This window comes from Bifidobacterium sp. ESL0784 (assembly GCF_029433295.1).
GTDB lineage: Bacteria > Actinomycetota > Actinomycetes > Actinomycetales > Bifidobacteriaceae > Bifidobacterium.
Genome location: NZ_JAQTHV010000001.1, coordinates 1 through 16,361, shown reverse-complemented (window position 1 = coordinate 16,361; position 16,361 = coordinate 1). Strand labels below are relative to the sequence as shown.

9 protein-coding genes and 1 pseudogene are annotated in these 16,361 nt (G+C 57.9%); 2 read left to right on the top strand and 8 right to left on the bottom strand.

What is annotated here, in order from left to right; genetic code table 11:
* Window positions 1-208 precede the first annotated feature (208 nt).
* Window positions 209-2,242, top strand: a complete 2,034-nt coding sequence (locus tag PT279_RS00050) for a hypothetical protein (RefSeq protein ID WP_277164273.1) — start codon at window positions 209-211, stop codon at window positions 2,240-2,242.
* A 185-nt stretch (window positions 2,243-2,427) separates the two neighbouring features.
* Window positions 2,428-3,537, top strand: coding sequence for a class C sortase (locus PT279_RS00045; RefSeq protein ID WP_277164271.1), 1,110 nt, complete (start codon window positions 2,428-2,430; stop codon window positions 3,535-3,537).
* 244 nt (window positions 3,538-3,781) lie between these two features.
* Here PT279_RS00045 and pknB read toward each other — a convergent pair whose 3' ends face one another.
* From pknB to PT279_RS00005, 8 genes and pseudogenes are all read right to left on the bottom strand, one after another.
* Complete coding sequence (gene pknB / locus PT279_RS00040; protein WP_277164269.1) at window positions 3,782-5,863, bottom strand: Stk1 family PASTA domain-containing Ser/Thr kinase; 2,082 nt, start codon at window positions 5,861-5,863, stop codon at window positions 3,782-3,784.
* 758 nt (window positions 5,864-6,621) lie between these two features.
* Window positions 6,622-7,521, bottom strand: a pseudogene (locus tag PT279_RS00035) (serine/threonine-protein kinase); the annotation flags it as partial.
* On the bottom strand, window positions 7,518-8,987 hold the full coding sequence (locus PT279_RS00030) for a penicillin-binding protein 2 (protein ID WP_277164267.1): 1,470 nt from the start codon (window positions 8,985-8,987) through the stop codon (window positions 7,518-7,520). The pseudogene PT279_RS00035 and the gene PT279_RS00030, both read right to left, overlap by 4 nt.
* Window positions 8,984-10,648 carry an FtsW/RodA/SpoVE family cell cycle protein gene (locus tag PT279_RS00025; protein WP_277164266.1) on the bottom strand — a complete coding sequence of 555 codons (1,665 nt, stop codon included), beginning with the start codon at window positions 10,646-10,648 and terminating at the stop codon, window positions 8,984-8,986. The genes PT279_RS00030 and PT279_RS00025 overlap by 4 nt, the downstream gene beginning before the upstream one ends.
* Entirely contained in the window at window positions 10,645-12,720 is a 2,076-nt protein-coding gene (locus tag PT279_RS00020; RefSeq protein WP_277164264.1) for a PP2C family serine/threonine-protein phosphatase, read from the bottom strand. Before PT279_RS00020 ends, PT279_RS00025 begins: the two co-directional genes overlap by 4 nt.
* Before the next feature lie 7 nt (window positions 12,721-12,727).
* The gene (locus tag PT279_RS00015; RefSeq protein ID WP_277164262.1) at window positions 12,728-13,291 is read right to left on the bottom strand and encodes an FHA domain-containing protein; all 564 of its coding nucleotides are present in this window, start codon (window positions 13,289-13,291) and stop codon (window positions 12,728-12,730) included.
* Between the two features lie 25 nt (window positions 13,292-13,316).
* Entirely contained in the window at window positions 13,317-14,018 is a 702-nt protein-coding gene (locus PT279_RS00010) for a DUF3662 and FHA domain-containing protein (protein WP_277164261.1), read from the bottom strand.
* A gap of 229 nt (window positions 14,019-14,247) precedes the next feature.
* Window positions 14,248-16,361 (bottom strand): BspA family leucine-rich repeat surface protein (locus PT279_RS00005; RefSeq protein ID WP_277164259.1); only part of this gene is annotated, 2,114 nt, incomplete at its 5' end.

Here is a 16,361-nt window from a genome sequence, read left to right as displayed (position 1 = left end):
TAAGTAAGACAACTCCTTGTTGTATATGTACCGTTTGTAACGGATGAGAAGAATATGCTGGAATAGTTGTTGGAGTCACAGCGGATTTCCTTATCAGTTCCAATGGCGCGTAATAAGGACGAAATTGGTATAGCGGTCAATGAAGTGCTGCTTCTGAAATCGTTAGCCAAATCTGTTGTGCTGCTCAAAAGAGTAAGGATACGAGAACATGAAATTAGGGAAACAGATACGTTCGGCGGTGGGAATAGTACTCTCGGCTGCCACGTTGCTGGCTCTCGGTATAACCGGAGTCGGTACAGCGAACGCTGACGACACCATTGCCGATCTTGCCACAAGTGGCGACGACGGCCAGATTACCATCAAGAAGGGTGATGGCGGATACTACGACGAAGGTGGCGGGTCCGTTTTCTACGCTTTGCGTATTGGGGATTACGGGAAGGCCGCCACGAGAACTACCTCAGCTCCTGAAACCACTATCGAAGGCGTGGAAATCAAGGGAACGGCTGATAAGGTCACCCCTTACTCTGGCGATCCGGTGGCAGCGGGTACCCCGACAGAGATTAATCCTATTATGGCCACTGAAGTGCAGGCTGTGTTGGATGAGGCAAACCCGGGAACTTCGCATCAGCTGACAGATGACGAGAAGGCCAACCCCATTGGCTATGTTGCTCGGCATTGGTTGGGCTACGAGAAGACGGATACCAGTGAGGGCGCAACCAACGACGATGAGCAATCCAAAGACATGCATAAAACCGGTTTGCTGCGTAAGTTCGCGACAAGGTTGCAGACCAATGCCACGTTGAAGTCGGCTTTTGTGAATGATGCTCCGGAGCTGCAAGCTGCCGATTGGGATGCAACATCCAAGACTTACAAGCTGACAGGCATTAAAGAAGGTATCTACCTTATTGAGGATGTAACAGGCGGTACCAATGCCATGTCCATTCCGATGATTGTCGGTTCCACTGTCGGACCAAACCACCTTCAGAAGTTCACCGGTGGAAACACCAATTTGGGCACGGTCGAAGTAAAGGCTGAAATTCCTTCTGTCGACAAGGAATTAATGAAGGTAGACGGTACGGAAGTCCACGGAGTCGCTTCCGGAATCCATATCGGTTCCATTCTTACCTATAAGGTAACGGCGAAGGTACCTAACTACACGGGCTTCAGCTCTTATATGTACAAACTCATTGATAAGCCTTCAAACATGGAGCTTGTTGACCACACTACTACCGGCGGTTCGGATATGACGGTAACCGTTGGCGGCGATTCGAAGACACTGACTACAGTTGATGATGTCGACGGAGCAGCTCCACCGAATCCCACCACAGGTATTCTGTATCAGGCCCCTGTTACGACCGGCCCGAACCAGACTCCGAACTTCACGCTCAAATTCCTCGATATCATGACCTACACGATTAACGATGACATTGTCGTCAACTACACCATGAAGGTCAATGGCACTGGTGCTGCGAACAATATCGATGAGCAATGGTCGAACAATCCGAATGATCCTGGCAGCAGTGGCGACCACGAAGAAACTGGGCATGATCATGGCAGCAACGATCCTGGCCATCATTACGCCACTTCGTTCACCATTGACATGTCGAACCGTTTGAGGGATTCTGAAGGCACCTTGCTTGCCGGAGCGACTTTCACTGTCACCAAGCATGGTACAACGGATAAGCTGTACTTCGTCAGTGATGGCGATGGATCCTATGGTGTTGCGGCTCAAGGTGTAAGCGGTGCGACTGACACAGTCACAGTCGGTACGGTCACTACAGGTGCCAATCCTACAGTAGGTAAGTTGGTGCTGAAGGACGTTCCCGAGGGAACATACGATATTGAGCAGAAGAGTGATGCAACCGATCACCACATGGTGGCCGGGAAGCCGAAGTTCACTTTAAGTGTTGCGAACGCACGATACGACGCTGGAGATACAGGTATTGGTGGTCCTAACCCTGTCTACGACACAAGTCATGATAAGCAGGTCAAGGCAAAGATTACCGATGCTGGTTTGTGGGGCTTGGTAACTGCTACTGCGGTTGATGGCGTCATTACACCGACTGGTACTGATTACAACACTGCGCCGCTGACAGTGGCTAACGTTGATTCCTTGGCACAGCTTCCGTTAACTGGTGGCGCTGGCGTTATTCTCATCGCTGCCTTGGTTGTGGTGTGCGGTGCGATTGCAGCCGGTACTTCGGTGCTTCGTCGCAAGAATGCGATGAGGAGTCAAAAGTAGTAAGTGCTGTTTCTACTCAAGTAACATCTGAGAATCGAAAGAATCAATGAGGTTACTTAAGTAGGTGAGGGAGAGGCTCTCTTGAAGCAATGCTCCAAGAGAGCCTCTCGCTCTTTGTATACTTAGTTGGAAATACTTGTTGTTGCTGACTGATAACTGTGAATGATTCGATAGGTACTGGGGACATGGGTGCTGGAAATAAAAGCAAGGACTTGGACGTTAAAAAGTCGAGTGCGCCTCAAACAGGTTTTTCCGCACCTGAGTTCGATGAAATATTACGTCCCGTTCATCATTGGAAGCAACTCTTTACCCGCATACTTATTGAGGTGATTCACGATTTCTTCGTCCTTTTGACTATTGCGTTAGTGCTGTGGGTGCCGCTCAATCGTGCGGTGCATGCACGCCAAGAGTCGATTGCCTCCATCAATGCAGCAAGGGAAATGGCGAAATGGCCTCGCGGGCGTACCATCAAGGAATACAAGGATGCCCAGATTTATAATGACGGGATTTATAAATCAGGGCAATTCACATTAGGCGAGCTTGTCGATCCGTTCCAGAACGATATCAATGACGATACTTCTTCGGCTTCGGACAAGCAGTATCAATCCATGCTGAAGTCAAGTAACGGAGTAATGGGAACCGTTCGAATCCCTGCGATTTCATTGAGATTGCCCATTTATCACGGAACGTCGGCCAAGACACTGAATGATGGCGTCGGGCATCTTCATGGCTCGAGTCTGCCAGTCGGAGGGAAGTCAACCAACTCGGTCCTTACCGGCCACCGCGGCTTGCCCGAAGCGACGCTTTTTACTAGGCTTGATGAGCTGAATGAGGGCGACAGCATTTACATTCAGACGTTGAACCGAACTATGGGCTACAAAGTCATCGATATCAACGTGGTCAGTCCTGATGATGTCCATCTTTATAAGGTTGTACCGGGGAAAGATTATCTCACGTTGATGACTTGCACGCCTTACGGCGTTAATACACAGCGGTTGGTTATCACCGCAGAGCGCGGCAATATCCCCAAAGACGTGCCCGAATTGAGCGATCGTCCTGACGCCAGATTGGTGGCAGGGTTTGCTGCCGCCGGTACGCTGATATTGGGCATAGCTATTTGCCTGACCCGTAACTATCGGTTGCTGGTGCCGCCGCCGTGGCACTACGATGGCACCCCGATTCCTCGTTGGCGTCTGCTGCCTCACCGCCCGGATCGCCGTGGCCTGCCGCCTATGGGCGAAGTGCCTGCTCATCCCAAGCACATCAGTCAGACACGTACTGGTCCAAAGCACTGAATGTCGGTACGCACTGATGAATCCCGGTAAATGCCGGTTAAACGCCGGTATGCACCGGTAAATGCCAGCTGAACACGGTTAAACACAGGGTTAAGCACAGGTAAGTACGGTATAAGCACGGTAAGCATAAGAATGGCCTTTCCTGAAATCATCACGTTTCAGGAAAGGCCATTACATTAATTCAGAGCGACTGTCAGCTCAATCTCGTCAGCTGCTGGTCTTCTGGTGATACCCGGATCTGTAACTATTGCTTGCTGGCACCTCCGGTTTGGCCGTTGCCGCCAGCATTGCCGGTCCCCGAGGAGTTGCCGGTGCTGGGGGCGGGTTGCTGGGCCGGGGCCTGCGTGCTCAGGGTGATGGTGTCGCCCTTGGTGGCTTGCGATCCTGCGGTCGGAGAGATGCCGATGACCATCAGGTCATCATTCCCTTCACCGGGATTGACGTTGAATCCGGCGGCTTTGAGCTGTTCCCTGACTTGCGCCACCGTTGACTTACCGCTGGTATCGACGTTAGGCACGCTCACCTTCGGCTTGCCGGAGGAGACGTAGACCGTGATGTTGCTGCGTTGGGCGAGGCTGGCACCGGCGGCGGGGTCGGTACGGGTGACGAGGCCTTGGGCCACGTTGTCGGAAGTCTCCTGCTGGACGATGACCGTGAACGCCTTGAGCTGGTTGAGCGCCTGATCCTGCTGCTGGCCGGCGACGTCTGGCACCTTGGCGATGCCGGAGGAGACATAAAGCATCAGCGATATGCCCTTGTCGGTGGCCGTTCCGGCGCCGGGGTCGGTGCGTGTGACCATGCCTTGGGGCACGTCGGAGCTGTCTTCGGTCTGGGTGGCCGGAGACACCTTGAAACCTGCCTTTTTGAGAACAGCCCTGGCGTCATCCACCGATTTGCCTTTGACATCCGGCACCTGACCGGCCTGCGGGCCGGCGGAGAACCAGACCTTGACGGTCGATCCCTTTGGAGCTTTGGCGTTGCCTGCAGGATTCTGCTTGGTAAACGTGCCCTTGGGCTCGCTCGAATCGGTATCCTGCTCCACCTTCATCTTGAGCCCCACTTCATCGAGCTGTTCCTCGGCGCGGGCCTGGGTGGTGGTGGAATTGAAGGCGGGAACGGTGACCATTTCGGCCTTCTTCATGTGGGTGACGCCGAAAACGATGCCCGTGATGGCGAGAATGGCGACGACGGCACCGATGACCGAGCCGATGATGATCTTCTTTTTCTTTTTCGCCTTCTCTTCCGCGGCCTTTTCGGCACGGGACTTCAACGCGGTATTGCCGCCTTGCGAAAGTTCGCCGGCCGCCCCGTTGCCGTAAGTGCCTGTCAGGGGGTCGAAGGCCTGCGTCGCGGTGGTTTCGACGGGGTTCATCGCCTCGGTAGCCGCCGTTTGCTCGGCCTGCTTGCGCTCCTTCATATTGGCGAGGTCCGTGAGCGGGTTAAACGCCGCCGCCACCGGGATGCCGCCGTTCATATAGGTGAGGATATCGTTACGGAACTCGGCGGCTGTAGCGTAACGGTTCTGCCGATCCTTGGCCATGGCCTTGGCGCAGATCTGGTCCCACATCTTGGGCAAGCCCGGTACGATGGCGCTGGGCGGTGTGGCGACTTCCGAAACGTGCTGGTAGGCGATGGCCACGGCCGAATCGCCGGTGAACGGAGCGCGTCCGGTGAGCATTTCGTAGAGCACGCAGCCGGCGGAATAGAGGTCGGAACGCATGTCGACGGTTTCGCCGCGGGCCTGCTCGGGAGAAAGGTATTGCGCGGTGCCGACCACACCCTGCGACTGAGTCATCGTGGCCACGGAATCGTCGAGCGCGCGGGCGATGCCGAAGTCCATGACCTTGACCATGCCCTGCTCGCTGATCATGATGTTGCCGGGCTTGATGTCGCGGTGGATGATGCCCATCCGATGCGAATAGTCGAGCGCGTTCAGCACGCCCAGCATCACTTGTTCGGCGTCGCGCTGGCTCAACGGCCCGTTCGCCTTGATGATGTCGCGCAGGGTCTGGCCCTTGACGTACTCCATGACGATGTACGGCACGCGTTCGGTGTTGCCGTCTTCGGTGGTAATGGTCTCTTCGCCGGAATCGTAGATGTTGACGATGTTGATGTTGTTCATCTGCGCGACAGAGTGCGCTTCACGCGCGAACCGCTTGAGGAAGATATCGTCGTTGGCGAGGTCGGAGCGCATGATCTTCACCGCGACAACGCGTCCCAGACGGGTGTCTTGGGCGATATGGACCTCGGCCATGCCGCCGCGTCCTATTAGTTGCCCCAGCTGATAACGGCCATCCGCCAGTGATGTTGGCATATTGGTGCTCATTGCTGCTCCTTCCGGTTTTCAGTGTTCGCTGCCCGGTCATTGGCTTCGGTGGCCAGAATGCCGTTCCCGGCAGCGTCTGAAGAGGATTTTGGCGAATCGATGACGGCGGGTTTCTTGACGGTTTCGCGGTCAGGATTCGTTTTATTGGTGTCTGAAGTTATAGATGAGGAAATCGGTTCGCCGCTGGCGCTCGCGTCTGTATCCGCGTTTGCAGTTTCGGTTCGTGGAGGTGATTGAGGCGGCTTGTCATCGACAGGTACGCTACCATCGGTCTTTATGGCTGGAATCTGATAGTTCGTAATCGCCTGCAGCGTCTGCGTCATCGTCTGTATCGCTGCCCGTGCGGCCGGTGAAAATTCTTCATTGACATCGTCGTCGGCTTCGCTGGCTTCGGTTTCGGTAGCGTTGCCGGTTTCGCCGGATGAATTCTGACTGGTCGCCTCAGCGACATCGCTTGTGGAAGCGGCATTCGAAGCGTTGCCATTGGAGACATCGCTTTCGTCGACTTTGCTGACATCGTCGGTCTGCGTCTCAACCTGATTGCCGTTTTCGCTGTTTTCTTCAACGTTCGCGGTGTCACTGATGATGGCATTGCGGGTTTCGCTGCCCAAAGTGTTGTCATCTATTTCAGGGTCTGCAATGTCGTTGTTGACTTTGCTTTCAACGGCCCGGCCTTCGTTGTCGCCGTTTTCCGAGACCGGCGGTTCGTGCTTCGGTGTGACGGCAGGGCGGCCCGATACCGAACCGTCGGAAGCATACGGGGCGCTGACCACGCGGCGCGCGATGCGTCCGTCGCGGGAGACCATCGTGGTCTCACTGAACGATGCTTCCTGATCGAAAAGGCGACGTTCGATATGTGAAAGCGTGCGGGAGACGACCAGCGCGTCCTTCGGCCTGTCGCGCGGGTCTTTGGCAAGCATCGACATGACGAACTGGGCCAGCTGCACGTCGACGGTGTCCGGTAGGGGCGGCACCGCGTCATTGACATGCGCGGCGGCGATATCAACGGGGGTTGCGCCGGTAAACGGACGGTGCCCGCACAAACCTTCGTAAGCCACCACTCCCAGCGAGTAGATGTCGGACTGTGGCGTCGCCTTCTTGCCCTGCGCCTGCTCAGGAGAAATGTATTGTGCGGTGCCCACGACCATGCCGTCCTGCGTGATCTGTGCTTGGTTGGTGGAATAGGAGACACCGAAATCGGTGATCTTGACCTGGCCGTCTTTGGAGACCATGATATTGGCGGGTTTCACATCGCGGTGTATTACACCATGGGAATGTGCGACGTAAAGGCCGCGTGCCACCTGCACCAGGATCGGCAGCAGTTCAAGCGGATCCATCGCGCCTTTTTCACGGTACAGGTCAGCCAGCGACTCGCTGTCGACGAACTCCATAATCAAGAAGCCGATGCCGTCGTGCTCGTAATAATCGAACAATGCAGCGATATTCGGGTGGGCCAGATCGGCGGAATTATGCGCTTCGATGCGCAGCCTGCGCCGCTTGGCCTCCACGTCGGTGAGGTCTCCGCGCAACGCCTTGATGGCGACGACGCGTCCCAGCTGGATATCGTAGCCCTTCCAGACCTCGCCCATTCCGCCTTGTGCGAGCCGGCGATCGAGGCGGTACCGATTGTGAATCAGTTGACCTTCAACGAGCTTCATTTGCCCAGTGCCTCCCTCATTATCGCCTTCATGATTGGTCCTGCCGCGTCACTGCCTGCCCTATCTGTATTATGAACGACCACGGCGACCGCGATTTTCGGGTCATCCGCAGGTGCGAAGCCCATGATCCAGCCGTCGTTGCTCTGGTTGCCCACACCGATTTGTGCGGTGCCGGTTTTGGCCGCGATGGAGACCCCGGGAATCGCGAGCTGTGGGTTCTCCTTGGTGATGACGGCCTTCATCATCTCGGTGAGTTTGTTGGCCGTATCCTTGCTCATCGGCTGGCTCATCACGCTCGGGTTGGTCTGCGAAATCACCGTCAGATCGCTGGAACGTACGCGGTCGACCAGCGTCGGGCGCATCAGCGTGCCACCGTTGGCGATGGCCGAGGCGATCATGGCGTTTTGCAACGGGGTCTCCTGGGTATCGCCCTGACCGATGGATGCCAGCGCAAGGCGATCGGGGGTTGGGTTGTCCGGGAATTTCGAGGCGATGGCCTGCATGGGGTCACCGGTCGAATTGGAGCCGTCGATGGGAATCGAGGAGCCGAAGCCGAATTTCTTGGCCGTGTCCTGGATGGTCTGCGCACCAAGCGTGCCACCGAGCTGGGCGAAAGCGGTATTGGACGAATAGGCCAACGCGTCCTCGAACGTAATCTGGCCGTCGGCGCCGCCATTTGCAGCGCTGCCCTGATTGGTCAGTTTCGTATTGGTATTGGGCAACGTATAGCTTACGCCGGCCGGAATGCGCGTATCCAGCTGGTATTTGCCGCTTTCCAGCGCGGCCGTGGCCACGACCGTCTTGAAGCTGGACCCAGGCGGGTAGAGCTCGGAAACCGCCCGGTTGAGCATCGGGTTCGCTTTGTCGCTGGTGAGATGCGAATAAGCCTGATTGACCTTCGTCGTATCGTGGCTGGCGAGCACGTTCGGGTCGTAACTTGGGGTGGAAACCATCGCCAGGATACGGTTGGTCTTCGGCTCGAGAACCACCACGGAACCGCTTTTGTTGCCCATTTGCTCGTAGGCCTTGGCCTGCAGCTTCGGGTCGATGGAGGTTTCGATGGAAGCGCCCTTGTTGGCCGAGCCGGTGAACAGTGACTTGAACTGCTGCCAGAACAGCTGGTTGGATTCGCCGGTCAAAAGCTTGTTGCGCGAGTCCTCGATGCCGCGGTCGGCGCGCTGGCTGATGGAGAAATAGCCGGTTATGGGCGCGTATAGCGGGCCGTTGGAGTATGTGCGTTGGTAGGCAAACGGGTCATTGACCGGGTCGGATTTGGCCATCACCGTGCCGTCGGAGGCAAGAATCGAGCCGCGCGGGGCGTTGAATTCGTGATAGAGGCCGCGCTGGTTTCGAGGATCGTTGTTGAGCTTGTTGGCACTGATAGCTGTGATCATGGTGCTCGAAAGTCCTAAAATCGCGAAGAGGACGACCACAGCGGTGAAAAGCTGACGGAGGTATTTGTTCATCGTGTGCCTCCCATCAAGTCGTCAAAGCTCAGGTTTTGGATTCCCGGATCATCGTCAAAACCGCCGGGATTCGCGGGTTTGGCAATGTCGGAATCCTGGGTTTCCGTCGGTGTCGATATGACATTGGATCCGGGGGATTGTTGCGATGCCGCCGATGACGAAGCCGATCTTGGCTGCTCGGAGGCCTGGTCTGCCGACTGTTTTGTCGCCCCGTTCGCACGGACGGAAGCGACTGGGAACGTTGAGGTCTGGATGGCCGGCGAAGAATGAGAATGTTTGGCTTCGCTGCGCTTTTTCTGCGCATTGCGTTTGTTGAGGGCTTCCATCGCCTCGTATTGCATCGTGTTGGAAAGTTCTCCCTCGGGTTCCGGTTTGTTGGCCTCGTTGGAAATGACGATCAGAAGCGCGGCAAGCAGATAATTGGCAACCAGCGACGAACCGCCGGCTGCCATATACGGCATGGTCAGCCCCGTCATCGGAATGACCAGCGTCAGGCCGCCGACCACGGTGAATACCTGGAACGCCATGGTGAAAACGAGGCCGGAGGCCAGAAGCTTGCCGAAACCGTCCTTGATTTTCATGGCTGTGAGCAGGCCGGAGGTGATGATGATCAGGTAAAGCATCAGAATCGCCATCAGGCCGGTCAAACCGAGTTCCTCGCCAAGCGAGGAATAGATGAAATCGGAATTGCCCAAAGGGGTCAGCCCCGGGTGCCCTTGCCCGATGCCGGTGCCGAGCAAGCCGCCGGAAGCCAAGCCGAAGAGGCCGGTGACCAGCTGGTATGAACTGCCGTATCGGCGGTTATAGACGGCAGCGTCGAAGGGATGCAGCCAGCCGTCGACGCGATAGCCGACGTGCGCGAAGACCTTGACCGAGAATACCGCTGCGACAACGAAGGCGATGCCGCCGATGATGAGCCAGCTGCCGCGTCCGGTGGCCACGTATAGCATCGAGACGAACATAGCGAAGAACATCAGCGAGGTGCCAAGGTCGTGCTGAACGACCAAAACGCCGATGGAGGCGAACCAGACCAGAATCAACGGGCCCATGTCACGCATGCGGGGAAGCTGCAGGCCGGCGACTTTCTTGCCTCCGACCGCGAGCTGGTCGCGGTGGTTGAAGAGGTAGGCGGCGAAGAAGAAGGCGAGGAACAGCTTGGCGAATTCACCAGGCTGCAAGGTGTGCGAGCCGAATCCGATCCAGATGCGGGCGCCGCCGATTTCCTTGCCGAGGCCCGGAATCATGGGGGAGAGCAGCAGTACCAGACCGACGACCATGCTCACGTACGAAAATCGACGTAATACGCGGTAATCGCGTAGAGCGATGATGAAAATGCAGGTCAGCACCAATGCCACGCAGGCCCAAATCAGCTGGCGGTAGGCTACAGACGTGTTTTTCGCGTAATCGATGCGGGCGATCATCATGGTGCCGATTGCCGTCAGCAGCATTACGCACGGCAGGATTTCCTGGCTGGCGTAGGGCTGGAATTTCAGCAGCAGCGCCCATAGCACGATGAACAGTATCGCCACTACCACGAGGACTGTGACGAGGTTGGCCGGGAAGCCGTTGTAGACGCGTGCAAAGAGCTGGAAAAAGGCGATGCCGCTGATCGCGATGGCGAACAGCAGCAGACCAATTTGACGGAAACGAGTGGCAATCATGCGCTCGCCGCCTTCTGAGGCGTGTCTTCTATCGTTGCCGGCGTTGCGTCGGGGCCGGGGCTGCTGGATGTGGATCCGCTTGATTCGGAACTACCGGAAGCTTCGGTTGACCAAGGCCAGGGGGCGTCCTTGCTCTTGGACTTGTCGAGGTTTTTGGCTTCTTTCTTGATGATCGCAACGTGGCTTTCAGCCTCTTCGAACGAGTCCACGGTGATGCCTTGGTTGAGTTCGTCGTTCCAGGATTGCGGCAGTTCGTCGGTTTCGATGTTGGTGGATTCGACCTTGTGGGAAAGTGCCCAGCCGAAGATATTGGTATTGACGCCTTGGTAAATGGCAACGGCCCCCTCACTGGTACCAATGTAATACTTCGTCTGGCTCCAGCGATACGCGCTGAACCCTACGCCGAGTAATGCGCATAGCGCAATCACAAAAGCGAGGATCACCGCTATACGGCCTCGATTGCGCTTGCGTCGTTCTTCCTTGCGTTCGCGCAAATGTTCGCGGCGGATGGCACGGGCCACTTCCGGATCGTTGGGATCGGCGGAAACGCGGCCGTTCTTTTTCTTGACCACGGGGATTTCACCGGTGTCCATGTTGCCTTTGTCATCATTTTCGTCTCGGACGGCCGAGGGCTGCGCGACGTGGACGATATTACCGTTATCGCCTTCGGCGCCGACTTGAGAGGCATCGTCGAGACGCCTGCTCCTATGATGATGGGTCTTTTCAGCGGATTGGTCACCTTGAGCGTCTGCGGCGGAAGGCTTGTGGCCGGTCCCGCGGGAAGTGTCGGTATCGGCGGAAACCGAGTTTTGAGCGTTCGGAGGGTATTGGTCTTCAGCGCCTTCGGCGTCGCCGTTATTGTCATCGGTGTCATCGTATCCGCTGTGTGTCAAAGCGGCCGCACGTTGTGCAGGGGACTGCTTGCCGAGCCGCAAAACGGGGGAGGAGGCGACCGGTTCTTTGATGATGTCGGCGATGGCTTCAAGATTCGAACTCGCTGCGCCGCCGATAAGCGGGGTTTGGTGGGGCAGGTCGAAGGAATCGGCGTCGAGCGCGAGCGTGGCGTCGGCGATGACCGCCGTGACGTTGTCGGTACTCCCGGCCTTCAGCGCCATCGCAACGAGCTGCTGGGCGCATTCCTCTTCGTCGGAAACCGTGGCGAGCATGGTCTCGAGTGTGCCGTCTTCCAGCACACCGGAAAGGCCGTCGGAACAAAGCAGCCAGCGGTCGGTGGGCTTCGCGGTCAATATCGCGATATCGGGATGCGGGTCGATATCGAAATCGCCCAAAACGCGCATGACCACGTTGCGTTGCGGATGGTTGCGGGCCTCGGCTTCGCTGATACGTCCGGTGTCGATCAGGTGCTGAACGTAGCTGTGGTCCTGCGTCATACGGCGGATCTTGCCGTCACGCAGCAGGTAGGCGCGCGAATCGCCGATATGGGTGATAACCCAATGTCCCGAAACGAGGGCGACGGCCGTCACCGTGGTGCCCATGCCGGCCAGACCGCGCTCGCGTTTGGCCTTGCCGACGATGGCGTCGTGCGCGGCCATCACGCTGGTTTCCATCATCGAGGCGATGGAGGCCACGTCGCTTTTGACGTCGCTCTGCTCGATATGGGCAAGGGAGCGGATGGCGATGGTGGAGGCGGTGTCTCCGCCCGCATGGCCGCCCATGCCGTCGCAGATGGCGATGAGACGCTCGCCGGCGAACGACGAATCCTGGTTATTGCTGCGTACCGTGCCCACGTCGGAAACGGTGGTGGAATAAAGGAAAAGCTGTTGGTTGTTGGTTCCGGCGACCTGGTCTGTGGCCGACGGACCGACTTGAGCAATCTCTCCTGTGCTCGCTTCCGGATTGACGACGATGTGTTGCGTGTTCGGCGTGCTTTCGGCATTTCTGTCGCTGTTACCGTTACCGCTGGGTCGGGTCACAGGAATTGAAGGCGGCATCGTGGAATCGGAATTATCCTGATTGATTGAAAGATGCTGTGTTGAAGGACGCTGTATGGAGTAATCCTCTTCTGAAGGGCGCTGTGCTTGGGAGTTTGAAGGATTTGAGGTATCTGGCATATGGCGGTCACCTCAATTCGAACGTTGTGGCGCCGATGCGCACGGGGACGCGCGCGGGCAGAACTACCGGCGAAGTAATGCGACGGTGATTGACGATGGTCCCGTTCGTGCTGCCGAGGTCTTCGATGGCCCACGAGCCCGAAGCAGGGTCAGCATAGACGCGGGCATGCTGGGAGGAGACGAATTCGTCGTCGAGGACCACGGTGTTGGAACTGGAACGGCCGAGGGTGATGGTGCCGCTGCTCAACGGGACGGAAGAGCCGGCAAGAGGACCGTCGATGATCGTCAGGAGCGTGGGTTTTGCGTTGGTGCCCGCTCCGCCGGCGTTGCCCATCTGCATACCGGGGTTTCCGCGATGCGAGGTCGCCACAGGCGCGTTGGCCATGGCCGGCATCGGGTTGGATTCGGCTGCCTTGCGCGCGCGGCGGGCACTCTTGCGGTGCGACCACGATTTGTGCGGGCTCAGCGTCTCGACGTCGCGTTTGAGCGAACGGACGGCAAGCCATACGAAAACCCAGAGCAGGGCGAGAAACCCGTACTTGAGAATCGCAAAGGTAAGTTCGGTGATCATAAAGGATGTACCTGGCGTCTGGCCGTTAGTCCTGATCCTGCGGTGAAGCCCAATAGAGGATGCGGGTATGGCCGATGGTGATGGTGTTGCCGTCGAGCAAGGTCGCTGCCGGAACTTGGTGGCCTTCCACGTAGGTTCCGTTGGTGGAACCCAGATCGCGGGCGATGGTGCCGTTCGGCGTGATATCGATTTCGAGGTGGTTGCGCGAGATACCGGGGTCGTCGATGACGATGTCGCAGCCGGAGCCGCGGCCGACGATGGTCTTCTCTTTGGTCAGCAGGTATTGGTTGCCGTTGATCTCGAGCATCGGGCTGTCTTGCGACTGGTTTTCGGTGGTCACCGGGACGGCGTTGCCTTGCACGGATTCCGAAGTGAGCTTGAAGTTGCCCTTGCTTAAGTCGAGATCCTCTTCGAAAATGACCACGACGGGGCCGACGAAGGCGTAATGCTGGCTTTTGGCGTATTGGGTGAGGTTGTCTGCAAGTTCGTTGGCAAGCGTTTCACTGCCCCATTGCTCGATGCGGTCGAAATCAGGTGTGCTCAGCTTGAAGCGGTATTCGTTCGGGGCGACGGTGCGGTCGCGTCCGACCGGCATGGCCTCGTTATCGATTTCGCGTTCAAGCGCGCTTGAGAGATCAACTGGTTGAAGGTCTTTCGAGCCGAATTTCGAGAAGACACCGTTCACGGCTCCCTCAACGCTTTTCTCAAAACGATCAAAAACGCTCATCGTAGCCCCTTTCTTATCAGACACCATCTTACGCGAAACCGCAAACGAGTTGCAATATTCGCCTTAATCCGTGCAATTTCTTCATTGTGGAGTGATTGACGTGTGTGCTGCTTTATGCGGCTGCGATTGGGGGTTTGCGGATTTGCTTGATGCCGAATGCGTACCCGGAATGCCTGCTGGGGCCATGGGGCGGCATGGTCTATTGAACGTTGTGCCGCCCCACGTGTGGCTATCTGTGGTGGTCGGCCTGACGCTTCCGGTTGCGCAGATCGGTGACTGCTGCAAGAAGGGTGAGGACGATGACAAGAGCGGCAACCAGTAGTATGACGAACCGCCACGACCTGCTTCCTGTCAAGGGCAGGTCGACGAAGCCGGGTCCCATGACCCAGAGATTCGTGATGCTACCGGTGTTGCTGATGGTGCTGTTGGCTGGCAGTCTCCATGTATCGCTGGTCGTGATAGTGGCCGTCAGATCATAGTGGCCGGCAGATGGCATATCGTCCTTGTCGATTATATGGCTGGATTTGTAGTCTGTGGTGCCGTTCCAAGAGCCGGCGGGAACCGTGTCATTCCAGCAAGTGGCAGGGAAGCTGCCGCCAGCAACAGCGGAGGGGCTGATGCAGTAGCGGATGGTGTCGCCGGCGGCCAATGGCTTACTGGTGGCAGTCACTGCGACTTTGTTGCCCTTGGCAGGCTCACGGATGGCAGTGATGGTGGGCTTGGCGAGCGTGTGCCATACGGCGTAGAGGGTGGTGCTCTTGTCAGCCTCGGTGGTGCCTGGCAGAGGCTTGCCAGGATTGTAGGTGTCGTCCGCCTGCGTGGCGCTGCTGCTGGTGGACCAACCGGCGAACACGTCGTAGTCGCCCTTGGTGGGGATGGTGTCCCTTGGAATCTTCACGACGGTCTGGTGGGTTGAGGAGTCGGCGAACGCGCTGATGGCGGCGGGCACGTCCACGGTTGCGCCGTTGCCGTCGAACGTGGCCTTCGCGTATTCCAAGTAGCCGTGCTTGACGGTGGTGCCGCCAGCCACGGGGTTCTGCGTGATCGGGTCGATAAAGCCCGGGGACGTTGCCGTCAGCGTATATTGTGCGCCGGGCGTGGCTTCCAGATATGCAACCGGGTTCCCGATCACCGTGCAGGTGTTGTCCATGCAGGTCCAACTATGGGTGGGGTTGGTACTGTCCGTGCCACTGGTCAGGGTTGTTGCCCCCGTGGCGGTTACATCGAATGTCGCGTCGCCATTGCCGGCCACGTGTGTGGCCGCGTCGCCAATGAATGGCTTGGAGGTCTTCCATTGCGCATGCACGACCATGATGCGGCATGGCGTGTATTGGCCTTGGGCGAGGTGGATCACGGTGCCTTCGGTAACAGGATTGCCTTCATCGTCGTACCACCCTTTGAACAGGCTGGCTGCTTTGTTGTTGGTCAGTACAGTGGCCATCGGTACCGTTGCATCGCCGGGGCCGTCGGTCGTGTTGGTCAGGGCAGGTTGGAAGTCGGTGTTGCCGCCGTTGGCGTCCACCTCGATCTGCAGGCCGGAGAGGGTGGCGTCGACGTACACACCCTGCGGGTTCGCGGCCACGCGCGCCGACAGGGCGGCCTTGGTCGGGAAGGTGTCGGTCACCGAGGCGTTGACGCCGTAGCCGCTCAGTCGCTTCCATGACGGGGCTTGCACCAGATTGAACGCGTTGGCGTTCTTAAGCTTGGTGTTCGGCCCCAGTACGAGCACGCGCAGCGCCTCTGGCATCATGTTGGTCATGCTGTCGTAGGTGGTGACACTTCTGGTGTCCCAGCCCAACAGGTCGAGGCTGGTGAGGCCGGTGCAGCCGGCGAACATGCTGTTGGTGTTGGTCAGGCTGTGGGTGTCCCAGGTGTGCAGGTCGAGGGTGGTGAGTTTGGTCTGGTCCTGGAACATGCCGTTCATGGTGGTGGCGCTGTGGGTGTCCCAGGTGTCGAGGCCGGTGATGGTGGCGAGGTTGGTGGTGTCGTTGGTGCCGCCGGTGTTGCGGAAGAGGTTGCTGAGGTCGGTGACGTTGGCGGTCTTCCAGCCGGTGACGTCGACGCTGGCGAGCTTGGTGCCGCTCAGGAGGCCTTGGGCGCTGGTGCCCCTGCTGGCGCCGGTCGTGGCGGCGAACTTCCAGTCGGTGGCGTTGAGGGTGGTGAGGTTCGTGAGGTTGGAGAACCAGGCGCCGATGGTGTCGCGGCCGTTGTAGTTGCCGGGGGCGCCGGTCTTGGAGAGGTCCCAGCCGGTGGCGTCGAGGGTGGCCAGGTTGGGGATGCGGGCGAGCACGCCGTTGATGCCGAGGGTGATGTTGTTGTGGTCGCCGTCGGCGGCCCAGTCCT